General features: G+C 71.2%; 13 protein-coding genes. 8 read left to right on the top strand and 5 right to left on the bottom strand.

Translation table 11 applies throughout. The annotated features are described in order from the left end of the window. The first annotated feature begins 31 nt into the window (after positions 1-31). The 3 genes from R2J75_RS14555 to ldhH are packed head-to-tail and all read left to right on the top strand — an operon-like array spanning position 32 to position 5,527. A complete protein-coding gene (locus tag R2J75_RS14555; RefSeq protein WP_243346778.1) occupies positions 32-2,878 on the top strand; it encodes an FAD-binding and (Fe-S)-binding domain-containing protein in 2,847 nt (948 codons plus the stop codon). Beyond that, complete coding sequence (locus tag R2J75_RS14550; RefSeq protein WP_243330005.1) at positions 2,871-3,398, top strand: LutC/YkgG family protein; 528 nt, start codon at positions 2,871-2,873, stop codon at positions 3,396-3,398. The genes R2J75_RS14555 and R2J75_RS14550 overlap by 8 nt, the downstream gene beginning before the upstream one ends. Then, the gene (ldhH, locus tag R2J75_RS14545) at positions 3,395-5,527 is read left to right on the top strand and encodes an L-lactate dehydrogenase (quinone) large subunit LdhH (RefSeq protein ID WP_316410456.1); all 2,133 of its coding nucleotides are present in this window, start codon (positions 3,395-3,397) and stop codon (positions 5,525-5,527) included. The genes R2J75_RS14550 and ldhH overlap by 4 nt, the downstream gene beginning before the upstream one ends. A 51-nt stretch (positions 5,528-5,578) precedes the next feature. On the opposite strand, the gene R2J75_RS14540 is transcribed toward ldhH, so the two are convergent. Genes R2J75_RS14540 through lepA form a run of 3 tightly spaced genes read right to left on the bottom strand, consistent with a single transcriptional unit; the run spans position 5,579 to position 8,591 of the window. Further along, positions 5,579-6,502 carry an ATP-binding response regulator gene (locus tag R2J75_RS14540; protein ID WP_243346780.1) on the bottom strand — a complete coding sequence of 308 codons (924 nt, stop codon included), beginning with the start codon at positions 6,500-6,502 and terminating at the stop codon, positions 5,579-5,581. 27 nt (positions 6,503-6,529) lie between these two features. After that, positions 6,530-6,772 carry a hypothetical protein gene (locus R2J75_RS14535; RefSeq protein ID WP_243330011.1) on the bottom strand — a complete coding sequence of 81 codons (243 nt, stop codon included), beginning with the start codon at positions 6,770-6,772 and terminating at the stop codon, positions 6,530-6,532. A gap of 1 nt (position 6,773) precedes the next feature. Then, positions 6,774-8,591 carry a translation elongation factor 4 gene (lepA, locus tag R2J75_RS14530; protein WP_243330020.1) on the bottom strand — a complete coding sequence of 606 codons (1,818 nt, stop codon included), beginning with the start codon at positions 8,589-8,591 and terminating at the stop codon, positions 6,774-6,776. 62 nt (positions 8,592-8,653) lie between these two features. Here lepA and R2J75_RS14525 point away from each other — a divergent pair, with 62 nt between their 5' ends. Further along, the gene (locus tag R2J75_RS14525) at positions 8,654-10,123 is read left to right on the top strand and encodes a carboxypeptidase-like regulatory domain-containing protein (RefSeq protein ID WP_243330022.1); all 1,470 of its coding nucleotides are present in this window, start codon (positions 8,654-8,656) and stop codon (positions 10,121-10,123) included. 42 nt (positions 10,124-10,165) lie between these two features. Here R2J75_RS14525 and R2J75_RS14520 read toward each other — a convergent pair whose 3' ends face one another. Further along, positions 10,166-11,659 carry a molybdopterin-dependent oxidoreductase gene (locus tag R2J75_RS14520; RefSeq protein WP_316410453.1) on the bottom strand — a complete coding sequence of 498 codons (1,494 nt, stop codon included), beginning with the start codon at positions 11,657-11,659 and terminating at the stop codon, positions 10,166-10,168. Between the two features lie 46 nt (positions 11,660-11,705). Beyond that, positions 11,706-12,797 carry a two-component system sensor histidine kinase NtrB gene (locus R2J75_RS14515; RefSeq protein ID WP_316410452.1) on the bottom strand — a complete coding sequence of 364 codons (1,092 nt, stop codon included), beginning with the start codon at positions 12,795-12,797 and terminating at the stop codon, positions 11,706-11,708. 127 nt (positions 12,798-12,924) lie between these two features. Between R2J75_RS14515 and R2J75_RS14510 the strand changes: the two genes are divergently transcribed. The 4 genes from R2J75_RS14510 (at position 12,925) to R2J75_RS14495 (ending at position 17,131) form a co-directional block, all read left to right on the top strand. Next, positions 12,925-14,310 (top strand): M20/M25/M40 family metallo-hydrolase, encoded by a 1,386-nt coding sequence (locus tag R2J75_RS14510; RefSeq protein ID WP_243330027.1) that lies wholly within the window; start codon positions 12,925-12,927, stop codon positions 14,308-14,310. A gap of 186 nt (positions 14,311-14,496) precedes the next feature. Next, complete coding sequence (locus R2J75_RS14505) at positions 14,497-15,633, top strand: glutamyl-tRNA reductase (protein ID WP_243330029.1); 1,137 nt, start codon at positions 14,497-14,499, stop codon at positions 15,631-15,633. Then, positions 15,630-16,499, top strand: a complete 870-nt coding sequence (hemC, locus tag R2J75_RS14500; protein WP_243330032.1) for a hydroxymethylbilane synthase — start codon at positions 15,630-15,632, stop codon at positions 16,497-16,499. Before R2J75_RS14505 ends, hemC begins: the two co-directional genes overlap by 4 nt. Next, positions 16,496-17,131 (top strand): uroporphyrinogen-III synthase, encoded by a 636-nt coding sequence (locus R2J75_RS14495; RefSeq protein WP_316410450.1) that lies wholly within the window; start codon positions 16,496-16,498, stop codon positions 17,129-17,131. The genes hemC and R2J75_RS14495 overlap by 4 nt, the downstream gene beginning before the upstream one ends.

The raw sequence follows: 17,131 nt of genomic DNA, 5'->3' as shown, positions 1-17,131 counted from the left end.
CCGGGCCGGAGCGCCCGAGGATAACGAAGCCATGAGCACCCTCCCCCTCAGGGACACCCTTGCTGCCATCGTGGGCCAGGACCGCGTCCTGGACCGCCCCATCGAGCTGATCGCCTTCGCGTCGGACGCCAGCTTCTACCGGCTCATCCCCAAGGCCGTCGTCTTCGCCGGGAGCGTCGACGAGGTCAAGGGGCTCTTCCGGACCAGCCACGACCTGGGCCTGCCCCTCACGTTCCGGGCGGCGGGGACGAGCCTCTCGGGCCAGGCGGTGACGGACGGGATCCTCGTGGAGGTGGCCCGCCACTGGCGCGACATCCAGGTGCTGGACGGCGGCGCCCGCGTGCGGGTCCAGCCCGGGGTGATCGGCGCCCACGTGAACCACGCCCTGCGCCTGCACCGCGCCAAGATGGGGCCGGACCCGGCGAGCATCAACACCTGCACCGTGGGCGGGATCCTGTCCAACAACTCCTCGGGCATGTGCTGCGGCGTCGCCCAGAACGCCTACCATACGCTGGAGTCCCTCACCTTCGTCCTGCCCTCGGGCACGGTCATCGACACCGCCCGCCCCGACGCGGACGAGGCCTTCCGCGCCGCGGAGCCCGCCCTCTGGCAGGGGCTCCTGGACATGAAGCGGGACCTGGAGGCGAACGCGCCCCTGGCCACCCGCATCCGGGCCAAGTACCTGCAGAAGAACACCACGGGTTACGGCCTCAACGCCTTCCTCGACTTCAGCCGGCCCGTCGACATCTTCCGCAACCTGCTGATCGGCTCCGAGGGCACCCTGGCCTTCATCGCCGAGGCGGTCCTGCGCACGGTGCCGGACCTGCCCGTGAAGGTCACGGGATTCCTCGTCTTCCCGACCATCCACGCCGCCTGCGCCGCCATCGTGCCGCTGCGGGAGGCCGGGGCGGCCGCGCTGGAGCTCCTGGACCGGGCCAGCCTGCGCTCCGTGGAGAACCAGCCCGGGACGCCGCCTTCCTTCAAGGGCCTTCCCGACGGCGCCGCGGCCCTCCTGGTCGAGTTCCAGGGCGCCCAGGAAGCGGCCCGGGCCGAACTGGAGGCCGCGGCCCTCGCGGCCTGCGCAGGCCTCACCCTGCTCGAGCCGGCCCGCTTCACCCACGACGCCGCGGAGCAGGCGGCCTTCTGGAAGATCCGCTCCGGCACGTTCCCCTCCGTCGGCGCGGTGCGCAAGCGCGGCACCACGGTCCTCATCGAGGACGTGGCCTTCCCCATCGAGAAGCTGGCCGACGCCGCGGTGGACCTCATCGCCCTCTTCGAGAAGCACGGCTACCGGGAGGCCATCCTCTTCGGCCACGCCAAGGACGGGAACCTCCACTTCGTCATCACGCAGTCCTTCAACGACCAGGCCGAGGTGGACCGGTACGCCCGGTTCATCGACGACGTGGTGGACCTGGTGGTCCACAAGTACGACGGGGCCCTGAAGGCCGAGCACGGCACGGGCCGCAACATGGCGCCCTTCGTGGAGGCCGAGTGGGGCCCGGAGGCCCGCGCGGTCATGGCGCGGCTCAAGGCCCTCTCCGACCCCAGGGGCCTCCTGAACCCCGGCGTGATCATCAACTCCGACCCCAGGGGCCACATCGCCGACCTCAAGCCCATGCCCGGCGTGGAGGAGGAGGTCGACAAGTGCATCGAGTGCGGGTACTGCGAGCCCAAGTGCCCCAGCCGCGAGCTCACGCTCTCGCCCCGCCAGCGCATCGTCGTGCGCCGCGAGATGGCCCGCCTCCAGACCACCGGCGAGAACCCGGAGCGCCTCGCGGCCCTGGACGAGGCCTTCCCCTACATGGCCCTCAAGACCTGCGCCGTGGACGGCCTCTGCGCCACCGCCTGCCCCGTCAGCATCGACACGGGCCAGCTCACCAAGCGGTTCCGCCGGGCCAGCCACTCCCCCCGGGCCCAGAAGCTCGCCCTCGCCGCGGCGCGGAACTTCGCCACCCTGGAGCCCCTGGTCCGGGTGGGCCTGTGGAGCGGCCACGTGGTGCAGAGCCTCTTCGGGCAGAAGGCCATGCCCTTCATCACCCGCACCCTGAAGCTGGCGGGCTGGTCCCACCAGTGGAGCCCCGAGATGCCCCGCCCGGCCAAGGCCCCCCTGCCGGTCACCCGCCCCGAGGGCGCCGACGCCATCTACTTCCCGGCCTGCATCTCCCGCATGATGGGCCATCTGCCCGGCGAAGCCACGGAGCTGAGCCTGGTGGAGGCGGTGCTGGAGGTCTCCCGCCGGGCGGGTGTCCAGCTCCACATCCCCACCGACGTGGCCGGGACCTGCTGCGGCGTGCCCTTCTCCTCCAAGGGCTTCGACCAGGCCCACCGCTTCAGCGTCAATCAGGCCATCGAGAAGTTCTGGACCTGGAGCCAGGAAGGCCGGCTGGCCGTGGTGGTGGACACCTCGCCCTGCACCTACGGCCTGACCACGTGCCGGCCCTACCTCACCTCCGAGAACCAGGCCCGGTTCGACAAGCTCCGGATCCTGGACGGGGTGGCCTTCGCCCACGACGTGCTCCTGCCGCGGCTGAAGATCACCGGCAAGGTGCCGTCCGTGGCCCTGCACCCGGTGTGCTCGGTCACCAAGATGAACCTGGTGGGCAAGCTCGAGGCCGTCGCCAAGGCCTGCGCGGAGCAGGTGCTGATCCCCCGGGACGCGGGCTGCTGCGGCTTCGCGGGCGACCGCGGCTTCATGCACCCGGAGCTGACCGCCTCGGCGACCCGGCGCGAGGCCGCGGAGGTGAAGGCCGCCGCCCCGGCCGAGCACTATTCCAGCAGCCGCACCTGCGAGGTGGGGATGACCCGCTCCACCGGCAGGATCTACCGGAGCTTCGTCTACCTCATGGAGGCGGTCACCCGCGGAGGGAACCATGCCTGAAGCCGCTTTCGAGACCTTCAAGGCGCGCGCGGAGGCCGTCAGCGCCGAGGTGCGCAGCTTCGGCGGCGACGCCGAGGCCATGGACTTCATCCTGGGCTTCCTCGGCGAGGCCGGAGGGCCCGCGGTCTGGGCCCCCGGGCCCTTCCTCGAGGCCAACGGGCGCCCCCCGCTCCCCGCCTCCACCTTCGAGGTGACGCAGGCCTCCGCCGCCGCGGCGGCCGTGGGCGTCAGCGAGTTCGACTGGGCCCTGGCCGACACGGGGACCCTGGTGCAGGACGCCAGCGCCCCCGAGCAGCGCCTCGTCTCGACCCTCCCCCCCGTCCACGTCGCCATCGTGCGCGGCGCGAACCTGCTGCCCGGGCTGGGGGCCCTCCTGGACCGGGTGAAGCCCGAGAAGGCCTCGTACCTGGCCTTCGTGACGGGCCCCAGCCGCACCGCGGACATCGAGCGCGTGCTCACCATCGGCGTCCACGGCCCCGGGCGCCTCGTCATCGTCTACCTGGAAGGAGGCCGCGCATGACCGTCGACTTCAAGGACTCCATCCACGAGGCCCTGGCCAACCCCAACCTGCGCGGCGCGCTGGGGCGGTTCTCGGAGGCCTACCGGATCAGCCGCGAGAAGGCCTACGCGGGCCTGGACTTCGAGGCGATCCGGGAACGGGTGAAGACGGTGAAGGCCCAGGCGGCAGGCAAGCTCGATGAGCTGGCGGCCCGCTTCCAGGCCGCCGCGGAGGCCCAGGGGGCCACGGTGGTCCGCCTCTCCTCCCCCGCCGAGGTCAAGGCCTACATCCTGGCCCTGGCCAAGGAGCGGGGCGTTCGGTCCATCGTGAAGTCCAAGTCCATGGCGTCCGAGGAGATCCATCTCAACCGCCACCTGGAGGCGGAGGGGATCCAGGTCTTCGAGACGGACCTCGGGGAATGGATCATCCAGCTCGCCCACCAGACGCCCAGCCACATGGTCATGCCCGCCATCCACCTGACCAAGGAGGAGGTCGCGGAGATCTTCAACGAGGAGGTCGAGCCCGGGCAGACCCCGGACATCCCGCGCCTCGTCAAGTTCGCCCGCGAGAAGCTGCGGGGCCGGTTCCTGGAGGCCGACATGGGCATCTCCGGGGCCAACATCGCCGTGGCCGAGACGGGCAGCCTGGTCATCGTCACCAACGAGGGCAACGCCCGCCTCGTCTCGACCCTGCCCCGCATCCACGTGGCCCTCGTCGGCATCGAGAAGCTCGTGGAGAACTTCCGGGACGTGGAGCCCATCCTGACGGCGCTGCCCCGCAACGCCACGGCCCAGCTCCTCACCAGCTACGTCTCCATCATCACCGGCCGGACCCCGGCCCCCGACGGCCAGGAGAAGGAGCTGCACATCGTCCTCATGGACAACAAGCGCTCCGAGATGGCCGCCGATCCCAAGTTCAAGGAGGCGCTGCAGTGCATCCGCTGCGCCTCCTGCCTCAACGTCTGCCCCGTCTACCGCCTCGTGGGCGGCCACGTCTTCGGGAAGGTCTACACCGGCGGCATCGGCACCATCCTCACCGCCTGGTTCGACGAGCTGAAGAAGTCCGACGAGATCCAGGGGCTCTGCATCCAGTGCGGCGCCTGCAACGACGTGTGCCCGGGCAAGGTCCCCATCTCCGACCTGATCCTCGAGATCCGCCGCCGCCTGGTGAAGGAGCAGGGGCAGGGCGTGGCCGCCAAGGCCATCTTCAAGGTGGTCAACAACCGGCGCGTCTTCCACAGCATGCTCCGGGCCGCCTCCCTGGCCCAGAAGCCCTTCGCCAAGGGGGGCTTCATCCGCCACCTGCCCTTCTTCCTGGGGGAGATGACGAAATTCCGGAGCCTCCCGGCCATCGCCGAGAAGCCCCTCCGCGACACGATCCGGCGGATCGCCCAGCCCGAATCCGCCGAGAAGGCCGCCTTCTACGCGGGCTGCCTCATCGACTTCGCCTACCCCGAGATGGGAGAGGCGGTGGTCAAGGTCCTGAACAAGGCGGGGATCCAGGTCCTCTTCCCCGAGGGCCAGACCTGCTGCGGCGCCCCCGCGCGCTACAGCGGCGCCTACGAGACCGCCGCCGGCAACGCCCGGGACAACATCCAGGCCCTGCTGGAAGCCGATCCCACCTGGGTGGTCTCCGCCTGCCCCACCTGCACCGTGGCCCTCAAGGAGGACTTCGCCTCCACCTTCACCAGCCTGGGCCTGGAGGCGGACCTGGAGGGCGCCCACCGCCTCGCCGCCAAGGTGATCGATTTCTCCACCCTCGTGAAGCAGCTCGTGGACGCGGGCCGGCTCACCTTCAAGGAGGGCGAGCAGCTGGAGAAGGTGACGTACCACGACTCCTGCCACCTCAAGCGGACCCTCCGGGCCAACCAGCCGCCCCGGGACCTGCTCGGCCAGGCCGGCTTCCAGCTGGAGGGGATGTTCGAGCAGGACATCTGCTGCGGGATGGGGGGGAGCTATTCCCTCAAGATGCCCGAGATCTCCGCCCCCATGCTGGAGCGGAAGCTGGACAACATCGAGCGGACCGGCGCCTCCTCGGTGGCCATGGACTGCCCGGGCTGCGTCATGCAGATCCGGGGAGGCCTGGACAAGCGGGGCGGCCAGGTGAAGGTCGAGCACACGGCCAACAAGCTCCTGGACAGGCTCCTTTGAGCGCCTGAACCAGGCACCGCACGGGCCCGGAGGGCGCCCCTCCGGGCCCGGCTATTCATCCTTCCTGTGGATTCCGGACCCGGCCTGGAAATGGACCTCGGCGATGGCGTGGTTGCCGTTGCCGCGGTATTCCAGGTGATCGAAGCTGTCCATCTTCGCCATGAAGATGCCCCGGCCGTGGTTGTCGAAGAGGCGCGCGGCGTCGGGGACGAGGAAGGCCCGCCAGTCGAAGCCTTCGCCCATGTCCTTCACCTCGAACCGGATCCGGTCCTCCAGGCGCTCCACGGACACCTCCACCCACTTGTCGCGGTGCTCGGGCAGGGCCTGGCGGCGGGCCACCTCGGCCTTCCAGACATTCCGCTCCAATAGGTCCCCCTTCTCCTTGTACGAGATGCCCAGGTTGCCGTGCTCCAGGGCGTTGATGAGGAGTTCGGAAAGGCCGGTGACGATGCGGGCGGGGTCGGGGCAGGCCCGGGCCAGCAGGTGGGTGAGCTCGTGGCACTCCGGCAGGGTGCGGTAGCGGAAGGTGCCCCGGGTGAGCATGGCCAGGGGGGAGGTGGCCCGGGCGACCTCGGCGTGGAGCACCCGGTAGGTGGCCACGTCGTGGGCCGCGGCCCGGACGATGCGCAGGAGCACCCGCTGGGTGAAGGGCTTGGTGAGGTAGTAGTAGGCGCCGCCCTCCAGGCCCCGCTTCATGTCCTCGGGCCGGTCGGAGACGGTCTGGAGGACCACGGGGATCTGGCGCAGGCGCGGGCTGGCCTTCACTTTCCGGAGGACTTGCCAGCCGTCCATGCGGGGCATGGCCAGGTCCAGCAGGAGGACGTCGAAGGACTCGGGGTTCTTCCGCAGGTGGGCCAGGGCCTCCGCCCCGTCCCCGGCGGCCACGGTCTCCATGCCCGCACGGGTCAGCGCCCTCACGAGGAAGGTGAGTGTGGCTGGATCGTCGTCTGCGGCAAGGACCCGGATCGTGCTCATGGAGATACCCGGGTCCGATAATAGCCGTTATTTATGGAACAAGGGGGCGGAACACTTCTTGCAGTTGGTCTGGTGGGGGGGATTCCGCTCCCCGCAGTGGGAGCAGATCTTGTCCTGCTTCCGCTTCCGCTTGTAGAGCCGCAGGTAGAGGACGCCCAGGAGGAGGCAGAGCAGGATGCCCTTCTCGTAGCCGGTCAGGACGAAGCCCGTGGGGCTCCGGGCATCCCTGTGACTGGGCTGCTGGCTGATCTCCATGGACGGCTGGGCCATGTCAGTTCTCCACCTTCAGGATGGCGAGGAAGGCTTCCTGGGGGATGTCCACGCTGCCGATGGACTTCATCCGCTTCTTGCCTTCCTTCTGCTTGGCCAGGAGCTTCTTCTTGCGGCTGATGTCGCCGCCGTAGCACTTGGCCAGCACGTCCTTGCGCCGGGCCTTCACGTTGGTCCGGGCGATGATCTTGCTCCCGATGGCGGCCTGGATGGCCACATCGAAGAGCTGCTGGGGGATCACTTCCTTCATCCGCACCGTCAGGCCGTGGCCCATGGTCTGGCTCTTGGAGCGGTGGACCAGGACGGAGAGGGCGTCCACGGGCTCGCCGTTGACCAGGATGTCCATCTTGACGAGGTCGGACTCCCGGTAGCCCTTCATGTGGTAGTCGAAGCTGGCGTAGCCCTTGGAGATGGACTTGAGCTTGTCGTAGAAGTCCAGGACGACCTCGTTGAGGGGGAGCTCGTAGACGAGCATGACGCGGTCCTTGCCCACGTACTCGAGGCGCTGCTGGATGCCGCGGCGCTCCTCGCAGAGCTTGAGGAGGCCGCCCACGAAGTCGGGGCGGGTGAGGATGGTGGCCTCGATGATCGGCTCCTCGATCCGGGCGATGCGCTGCAGGGCGGGGAGCTTCGAGGGGTTGTCCACGTCCTCCTCGGTCTCGTCGGTGAGGAACACGTGGTAGCGCACGGAGGGGGCGGTGGTGATGAGGTCCAGGTCGAACTCGCGCTCGAGCCGCTCCTGGACGATCTCCATGTGGAGGAGCCCCAGGAACCCGCAGCGGAAGCCGAAGCCCAGGGCCTGGCTCGTCTCGGGGTCGAAGGTGAAGGAGCTGTCGTTGAGCCGGAGCTTGTCCATGGCGTCGCGCAGGTCCTCGAAGTCCTCGCTGTTGGTGGGGAAGATGCCCGCGAAGACCACGGGCTGCATCTCCTTGAACCCCTTGAGCATCTCCTGGGAGGGCTTGGTGGTGTTGGAGACGGCGTGGGTGAGGGTGTCGCCCACCTTCACGTCGGCCAGGGTCTTGATGCTGCCGGTGACGTAGCCCACCTCGCCGACGGAGAGCTCATCCACCCGGCTCATCTTGGGATTGAAGACGCCCACCTCGTCCACCCGGTGCTCGCTGCCGGTGGACATGAACCGCATGGTCTCGCCGGCCTTGAGGGTGCCGTTGACGATCCGGACGAGGCAGACGACGCCCCGGTACTGGTCGTAGTAGCAGTCGAAGACGAGGGCCTGGAGCAGGGCGGTGGGGTCCCCCTTGGGGGGCGGGACGGAGCGCACCACCTGCTCGAGGACCTGCAGGCAGTTCTCGCCCGTCTTGGCGGAGACGTTGACGGCGTGGGCCGTGTCCACCAGCCCGATGACGGTGTTGATCTCCTCGAGCACCCGCTCCGGTTCGGAGCTGGGCAGGTCGGTCTTGTTGAGGACCGGGAAGACCTCCAGGTCGTTCTCCAGGGCCAGGTAGGTGTTGGCCAGGGTCTGGGCCTCCACGCCCTGGGTGGAGTCCACGACCAGGATGGCCCCCTCGCAGGCGGCGAGGCTGCGGCTCACCTCGTAGGTGAAATCCACGTGGCCGGGGGTGTCGATGAGGTTCAGGGTGTAGGTCCTGCCGTCCTCCGCCAGGTACTTGAGGGTCACGGCGTGGGCCTTGATGGTGATGCCCCGCTCCCGCTCCAGGTCCATGTCGTCCAGGAGCTGGGCCTGCATGTCCCGCTTGGCCACGGTTTCCGTGAGCTCAAGGAGGCGGTCGGCAAGGGTGGACTTGCCGTGGTCGATGTGGGCGATGATGGAGAAGTTGCGGATCAGGCTGGGGTCGGTCACACCTTTCCTTTTGAGACGCCGGCGGGGGAGTGCACGGAACCTTCCATTGTACAGTTGGAACCATGATCCGTCTTCCCTGGGCCTTCATCCTGTGCCTTCCCCTCGCCGGGGCCCCGGTCTCGGGGCGGGTGACGGACGGCCTCCGTCCCCTGGCCGGGGTGCGGGTGCATCCGGACCGGACGCCCCGGGTCCGGCCCACCCGGGCCCTTCCCTCCGCGCTGACCGACGCCGAGGGCCGCTTCACCCTCGACCTGGAGCCCGCGGACACCGCCGTGGTGGTCGAATCGCCGGGGCGGGTCCGGGACATCGTGCCCCTGGCGGACCTGGGCCGGGACGTGGTCCTGCCCCCGGCCCCGGCCTACCGGAAGGAGAAGGTCGTCGTGATCCGCCTCCGCTGGCCCGGGGAGGCGCCCCTGCGCACCGACGACGAGCTCCGGGCCCTCCTGTTCTCCCGGGAACCCGGGGCGGCCAGCGCGGCCAACTACTTCTATGAGATCTCCAAGGGCAGCCTGGAGCTGGAGCTGGGGCGGTTCCTGCCCATGGACGACGAGACGCCGCCCCATCCCCGGGACGACGTCCAGGCCCGGGCGATCCTGGCCCGGGCCGTGACGCGGCTGAGGGACCTGGAGCCGGGCCCCTGGGACGCCGTGGACAACCGCACCGGCGCCCCGGGTCCCGACGGCAGGCCGGACCACCTGTGGGTGGTGGCCCCGGGACGGCCCGGGACCGTGACGGACACGGTGGAGGAGCTGTCCGCCATCTGCATCCTGGAGCCCCTTCCCTGGAACCGGACGGTCCAGTGGCCCATGGTCCTCTTCCCGGACGAGACCCCGCTGGGCTTCATCGTCCACGAGGCCCTGCACGCCATGGGCGAGAACCGGGTCGACGACTTCTATGTGGCGGACCGCCGGGTGCGGACGGCCGGCCGCTGGGACGTGATGGACGCGGGGATGTTCCAGGGCTGGGACGCCTTCCACCCGGGCGAGGGTCCCTGGCAGGAGGACACGGCGTACAGCCCCGCCCACCCCATGGGGTGGGTGCGCACGGACCTCTGGTACCACGGGGCCTTCAAGGACACGGTCCCCACCCTCCGGGTCGAGCGCGCCTGGGAGGGGTGGCTGGATCCCCTGGCGCGGGCCCCCGGGGCCCATCCCCAGCGCCTGGTGGTGCCGGACCCCCGCCGCCGGGGCCGGTTCTGGGAGTTCAATGTGCGCCGGCCCCTGGGCTTCGACCGGGGCCGGGTCGCCGGCCGCTGGGGGGCGGGGTACGAGGGCCTCGTCGTGGCGCGGGTGGATCCCGGCCTCCTGTCCCGGGGGGAACCCCGGGGGCCCGTGCGGGTCATCGACGCCCACCCCGGCACCCCGGAGCCGGCCCGGCCCCGGTACCCCGGCGGCCGCTGGCAGCTGGACGACGCCGCCTTCAACCTGGGACCCGGCGAGCGGAGCCGGGGCCAGGACGGGCCCCTGGCCTGGGAGGTCCTCGCCGTGGACCCCGCCGGCCGCATGCGGATCCGCGTCCGCCTGAAGCGCTGAACGCTCCGCGTCGCGGGAAAGGGCGAGGATGCCCCGAGGGGCTCAGAGGGAGGCCTCCCGGCTCCGGTAGAGGTTGTCCTCGGGCCAGCCGCCCCGGCCCTTCCCCACCTCCCGGAAGGACGCCACGAACTCGATGGCCCGGATGTACTTCACCATGGTGAAGCCGTACTGGGTCTCGAGGCGCAGCCGCAGGGGCGCCCCGTGCTCCCGGGGGAGGGGCGCCCCGTTCAGGTCGTAGGCGAGGAGGGTCTGGGGGTGGCGGGCCATCTCCATCGGCACGGTGCCGTAGTAGAAGCCGGAGGCCTTGGGGCGGGGCTCCGAGCGCCCCTTGTCGTCGAAGGCCCGGAAGACCACGTCCCGGGCCCCGGGCAGGGGGCGGCACAGGTCCATGAGGGTGTCCAGGCCCACGCCGGTCCAGGCCGCGAAGCCGGACCATCCCTGGATGCACACGTGCAGGGTGACCTGGGTGCGGGCCGGCAGGGCCCGCAGGTCGGCCAGGCTCAGGCGCAGGGGCCGTTCCACCAGGCCCCCCACCTCGAGGACGTAGTCCTGGAACCCCCCCTCGGCGAGGGCCAGCCAGTCGGGCTCCGCCGGGGGGCGGCCGTTCACCCACAGGTAGGGGGAGATCCGGCCCGGGTCGTAGGCCTGGACGGACTTGAGGCGGCCGAGGAGGGCCCGCCGGACCGGGTCCACGAACCGCTCGGCGGCGTCCTGGACGAGGTCCGGGCGGCGCAAGGTGAAGCGGGTGGCGGCCACGTGGACGAGGACGATCCCGCCGATCAGCGCCCCGCCCAGGGCCAGGGCCCGGGCCAGGTCCGGCTCCCGGACCTGGCCGAGCACCATGAGGGCCAGCTCCCGGCCCAGGCCGTGCGCGGCCACCATGGCCACGTGGACGAGGGAGAAGGCGGTGAAGGCGAGGAGGGAGAGGAAGTGCAGGCTCCTGGCCGCCTGGCGCCCCCCGAACAGCCGGAGGTAGCCCGGGAAGCGGGCGGCCACCGCCGGGGACATGGCCGCGCCCGTGGCGATGGAGAGGGGGGCCAGGCCGAAGACGACGGCGAAGTAGGTGAGCTGCTGGAGGGGGTTGTGGGTCCCGGCCGGGTCGGGGATCCGGAAGTGCAGGTAGGCGACCAGGGTGTGCCAGGCGCCGGGGAGCACGTCCCAGGAGGTGGGCACGAGGCGCCGCCATTCGCCGGTGCCGAAGAGCAGGGCCAGGTAGGCCGCCCCCGTGAGGATCCAGAGGGGGACGGCGGCGAAGTGCCAGTGGCGGCCCAGGTCCCAATGCCGGTGGCCCGGCAGGGCGACCAGGGAATGCCAGTCCTGCTCCTGGTCGTCGGCGGTGAAGAGCTCCCCCGGGGGGGTGGGGCGGGGACGGATGGCCAGCCACTCGCTGCCGAGCCGGCAGTCGTCGTTCCAGTACAGCTTCGGATGGGCGCTGAGGATCTCCAGCCCGCTCCGGGCGAGGAGGGAGAGGAAAAGCACGTTCAGCCAGTGGGCCGTCCGCAGCCAAAGCGGGTAGGTCAGGTGTTCGACGGACATGGGGCCGGATCCTTCTGCCCCATCAGACGCCGCGCAGCCGCCCGCGTTACGGCCGGACGCCGCCGTCGGGGGCGGCCTGGGGGAAGGTGAGGAGGACGTGGGTGCCCTTGCCGGGGCTCGAGGTCATTTCGACGGCGCCGGCGTGGCGCCGGGCGATGGCGTGGACGCTGGCCAGGCCCAGGCCCGTGCCCCGCTCGCCCTTGGTGGTGAACAGGGGCGTGAAGACCTTCTCCAGGACCTCCGGCCCCATGCCGGGCCCGTCGTCGAGGACGTGGAGGCGGTGCGCCTCGCCGGAGCCCTCGGTGAGGAGGCGGACGGTGCCGCGCCCGGGAATGGCCTCGATGGCGTTGCGGAGGAGGTTGAGCACGGCCTCCCGGAGTTCGACCGCGTCGCCCAGGACGGTGAGGGGGCCCGGGGCGAGGTTGAGGCGCAGGGTGACCTCCCGGCCCTCCGCGCGGGCCGTGCGCAGGAAGGGCTCGGAGAATTCGGCGGTGGCCTCGGCCACGGCGTTCAGGTCCACGGGCTCCAGGGGGCTGCGGGGCTCCTTGCGCGCGATGTCCAGGCAGCGCTTCACCAGGGCCGACCCGTCCTCGGCCGCGGCGAGGGCGCGGTCCAGGCGGGCCCTGGCCTGGGGGCCGGCGGAGGCCGAGGCCAGCTCCACGGAGAGGCGGATGGTCTGGAGGATGTTGTTGAAGTTGTGGGCCACCTCGGCGGTGACCTCCCCCAGCTCGCTGAAGCGCTGGGCCTGGAGGAGCTGGTCCCGCAGCGCCTCCCGGCCCGTGATGTCGGCCACGAAGACGATGCAGCAGGCCTCCGCGTCCTTCTGGAAGGCCTGGAGGGTGATCCGCACCCGGCGGGGGCCCAGCACGAAGGGGAACGTGAAGTCGAAGTCCACCCGGCCCCGGCCCGCCTCCATGAGCTCCCGGAACCGGCCCTGGAAATCCCGCACCTGGGCGCAGGGGGCCACCTCCCGGAAGAAGTCCCGCCCGAGCACCTGCCGCCGGGCCAGGCCCGAGATCTCCTCCTCCCGCTTGTTGTAGAAGAGGACGGCGCCCCGGGCGTCGAGCACGATGACGCCGTAGGGCAGGAGTTCGAGGGTCTCGAGGTCGAGGGCGGATTCGGGGGGAAGGGGGGTCATGGGCTCCCGGGTGGCGCCCGGCGGGTTCGTGGGTGGGGCGCGGAAGGGCGGCGATGGGCACGGCAAGGTTACCGTGGACGTCCCGCTGCGCTAAGATACCGCATTACGTGATGCATCAGGAGGCACGATGAAGCGGCTCGCCCTGTTCTGGCTGGGGACCCTGTTGATGGCGGGGAGCCCCGATCCCATGGAGCGGGTGCGGTCCCACGCGGCCGCCCTCGCGACCCGGGCCGTGGCCCACGACGGGGCGTACCGCGACCTGGAGGTCCTCTGCGACGAGGTGGGCCACCGCCTCAGCGGCTCGGAGGGCTACGACCGGGCCGTGGCCTGGGCCGTGAAGGCCATGAAGGCCGCGGGCCTGGAGAACGTCCACACCGAGCCCGTCCTGGTGCCCCACTGGGTCCGCAACGCCGAGTCCGCCCGCATGACGCTGCCGGCGCCCCACGACCTCTCCATCCTGGGCCTGGGCATGAGCGTGCCCACCCCGCCGGGGGGGATCACCGCCGACGTGGTGGTGGTGGCCTCCCTCGCCGAGCTGGAGGCGATGCCCGCCGAGAAGGTGAAGGGCCGCATCGTCCTCTTCGAGGACGGCTGGAAGGGCTACGGCCACGGTGCCCGCATGCGCTTCTCCGGGGCGACGGCCGCCTCCCGCAAGGGGGCGGTGGCCATGCTCCTGCGCTCCGTGGCCTCCCTCAGCTTCGATACGCCCCACACGGGCACGCTCCACTACGAGGAGGGCGTCCCCCCCATCCCGGCCGCCGCGGTGTCGGTGGAGAACGCGCTCATGATGCGCCGCATGTGGAACCGGGGCCTGCGCATGCAGGTGCACCTGGAGATGAACTGCCGCACCCTCCCGGACGCGCCCGCCGCCAACGTGGTGGGGGACCTGCCCGGGGCCTCCCGGCCGGACCAGGTCGTCCTCGTGGGCGGCCACCTGGACAGCTGGGACGTGGGGCAGGGGGCCCAGGACGACGGCGTCGGCTGCGTCCTCAGCCTGCAGGCCGCCCGCATGATCAAGGAGGCCGGGCTCCGGCCCGCGCGCACCGTGCGCGTCGTCTTCTTCGCCAACGAGGAGAACGGCACCCGGGGCGGGGAGGGCTACCTCAAGCGCCACGAGGGGGAGCTGGCGCGGCACGTGGCCGCCCTGGAATCGGATTCCGGGAGCGGCCTGGCCCGGGGCTTCGGGCTGGAGCTCCACCCCCGTCCGGGCCAGCCCGCGCCGGACCCGGCCAAGGCCCTGGCGGTCCTGCAGCTCCTCAAGCCCATGCTCGAGCCCCTCGGGGCGGGCCGGCTCGGGGAGGGGCACGGGGGGGTGGACATCGGCCCCTCCGTCCTGGCCGGGGTCCCTGGCCTGGGCATGAACCACGATACGGCGAAGTATTGGGAAGTTCATCATTCCAAGGCCGATACCTTCGACAAGGTCGACAAGGGGGACCTGGCCAGGAACGGCGCCATCCTGGCCGTGGCGGTCTACGCCCTGGCCGACATGCCCGGCACGCTCACGGGGCTGTGACCCCCATCAATTTCTTTTTCTTTCGCTTATGGCGACAAGGGGGGGCGTCGATGGTAAAACATGCGAATTGAAAGCATTTTCCAGGCTTCCCGCCTGATCCGGGCCTTCCGCCCGGGCAACTTTCCGGTTCGGCCCCCCCACCTATTTAAGATACTCTGATCCCTTAGACGAACCCCCTGGCGGCCCATGGATCCTGTCCTTTATTCCTACTACATTCCGCGCCATGACCCCGAGGTCGTGGCCCGGAACGTCGTGCGCGCCCATCTGGCAGACCACCTGCTCATGTGGAAGCGGATTTCGGACGCCTCGGAGCTGGTTTACCTGTCCACCTGCCAACGTGTGATCTTCATGTTCTGGGGCGGGGACGGGACGACCCTGGGGTTCGATCCGGACATCGACGTGTTCGAGGGCGAAGCCGCCTGGCGCCACCTCCTGGAGGTGGCCACGGGCCTCAACAGCGCCAACCTCGGGGACCGCGAGATCGTGGGCCAGATGAAGCAGGCCCTGGACACCGCCCGGGAGGTCCGCACCGCCGGGCCCGAGGCGATGGCCGCCTTCGAGGACATCCTGCGCGAGGCCCAGCGCCTGCGCACCCGCATCGGTCTGGACGACGGCAGCGCCAGCGTGGCCACCGCCGCCCTCCGGCACCTGGAGACCTCGCTGCCCGCCGGAGCCCGGGTGGCCATCGTGGGCGTGGGCCCCATGAGCCGCTACCTGGCCCAGCGCCTGCCCGAGCGGGGCTTCCAGATCACCATGAGCAACCGGACCCTCTCCAAGGCGGAGGCCTTCGGGCTGCCGATGGTGCCCCTGGCCCAGCTCCAGATGGATCCCGAGGGCTTCGACTGCATCGTCTCGGCCACGGCCAGCCACCTGCCGATCTTCACGAAGGGCAACTGGGAGCGCCTGTCGCGGCCTCCGGTTCGCCTGGTCGACCTGGCCCTCCCCTACGATTCCGAGCCCGACATGGGCGAGATCCCCTGGGTGACCCGGGTGGACCTGAACACCTTCCTCGCGGAGACCGAGGCCGGCCGGCAGAAGCGCCGGGAGGCCGCCGTCAACGCCGAGCCCTTCATCGTCGGCGCCGTGGACCGGCTGCGCCGCAGGGCCGATCAGCGCATCCAGAAGCACGCCAACCGCACCGCCCAGGACCGCCTCAAGGAGGCCTGGGAGGCCCTGGAAGCCGAGGCCCTTGCGCCCGGTAGCGCCCTCGCCGGTCTCACGGCGGAGCAGATGGAGGCCCTGGCGAACCTGTTGAAGCGCGGCCGCACCCTCGCATTCAGGGCCCTGACCCACCACAGCGAAGCCGCCCTGGAAACCAGATGAAGATCGTTCTCGGCACGCGCGGATCCCTCCTCGCGGTGCAGCAATCGGAAGACCTCGTCGCGTACCTGCGCGCCCGCGGCCACGAGGTGGCCTGGAAGCGCTTCACCACCCATGGGGACCAGTGGCTGGCCGGCCCCCTCGGCAAGGAGACGGGCACCGGCTTCTTCACCAAGGAGCTGGAGGACGCCCTCCTGGCCCAGGACGTGGACCTGCTCATCCATTCCTTCAAGGACGTGTCCCTGGACCGGCCCGCGGGCATCACCACCGCCTGCGTCCCCCAGCGGGAGGACAGCGCGGACTGGCTGGTCCTGCGCCCCGACGCGCCGGCCAACCCGGTGATCGGCACGAGTTCCGAGCGGCGCTTGAAATTCCTGCGCCAGGCCCTTCCCCACGCGTCCTTCACCTGGATCCGCGGCAATGTCCCTACCCGCCTCCAGCGGGTCCGGGACGGCGAGCTGCGCGGCGAGCCCCTCCACGGGACCGTGCTGGCCGCCGCCGGCCTCCGGCGCCTGGGGCTGGACCTGTCCGGCCTGGACGTGCGGCCCCTCCGCCCCGACGAACTGCTGCCCGCCCCGGCCCAGGGCGCCCTCCTGGCCGAGTGCCGGGAAGGGGACACGGCCCTCCAGGAGGCCCTGGCCGGCTTCCACCATCCCCTCACCGCCCACTGCGTGGCCCTGGAAAGGGCCGTGCTCCGCGGCATCGGCGGCGGCTGCCAGCAGCCGCTGGGGGCCCTGGCCTCGCCCGAGGGCGACGGCTTCCGGCTCCGGGCCGCCTACGCCGGCCCGGACGGCATCGCCTGGGCTCAGGCCGCCGGCACGGACGACGCTGCGCTCGTGGCGGAGGTCCTGCGGGGGCTGGGCCTGTGAGGCGCCTCGGCCTGGCCCGCGCCAGCGACGACGCGATGAGCCGGGCCGTCCTGGCCGCGGGCTGGGAGCCCGTCCCCTTCCACGTCACGGCCATGGAGGCCACGGGGGCGGAGCCCCCCCTGGCGCGCCCCGACGCCGTCATCGTCCTGAGCCCCGCCGCCGCGCGGCTGGCGAGGATCCCCGCGGGGGCCCTCTGCCTCGCCCAGGGGGCGGCCACCGCCCGGGCCCTGGAGGGGCGCGAGGTGCTCACCAGCGCCCTGCCGCAGGCCGAGGGACTCTTCCAGCTCCTGAAGGAGCGGTTCCCCGCCGGGGGCCAGTTCCTGCTGGCCCGGGCCGAGCGGAGCCGGGAGCACCTGGAGGCCGCCGCCCAGGGCACGCCCTGGTTCCTGCACCCCTGGATCACCCACCGCGAGTCCCCCCTGGCCCCCCTGCCGGACCCGGAGGGCCTGGACGCCCTGCTGGCCCTGAGCCCCCTCCAGGCCGAGGTGCTCGGCCCGTGCTCGGGGGACCGGCTCCGCTTCGCCTGGGGCGAACGGACCGCCCGGGCCTTCGCCGACTCAGGCTATCCTTCCCATGGCTGGTGCGAACCCCAGATCCCAGCGCTGCAACGAATGCTTCTGGAGAGAGGTTGA

This window comes from Mesoterricola sediminis, assembly GCF_030295425.1.
In the GTDB taxonomy this organism is placed as follows: domain Bacteria; phylum Acidobacteriota; class Holophagae; order Holophagales; family Holophagaceae; genus Mesoterricola; species Mesoterricola sediminis.
Note: the sequence above shows the minus strand (reverse complement) of the source record. Positions and strands in the feature narration are given on the sequence as shown.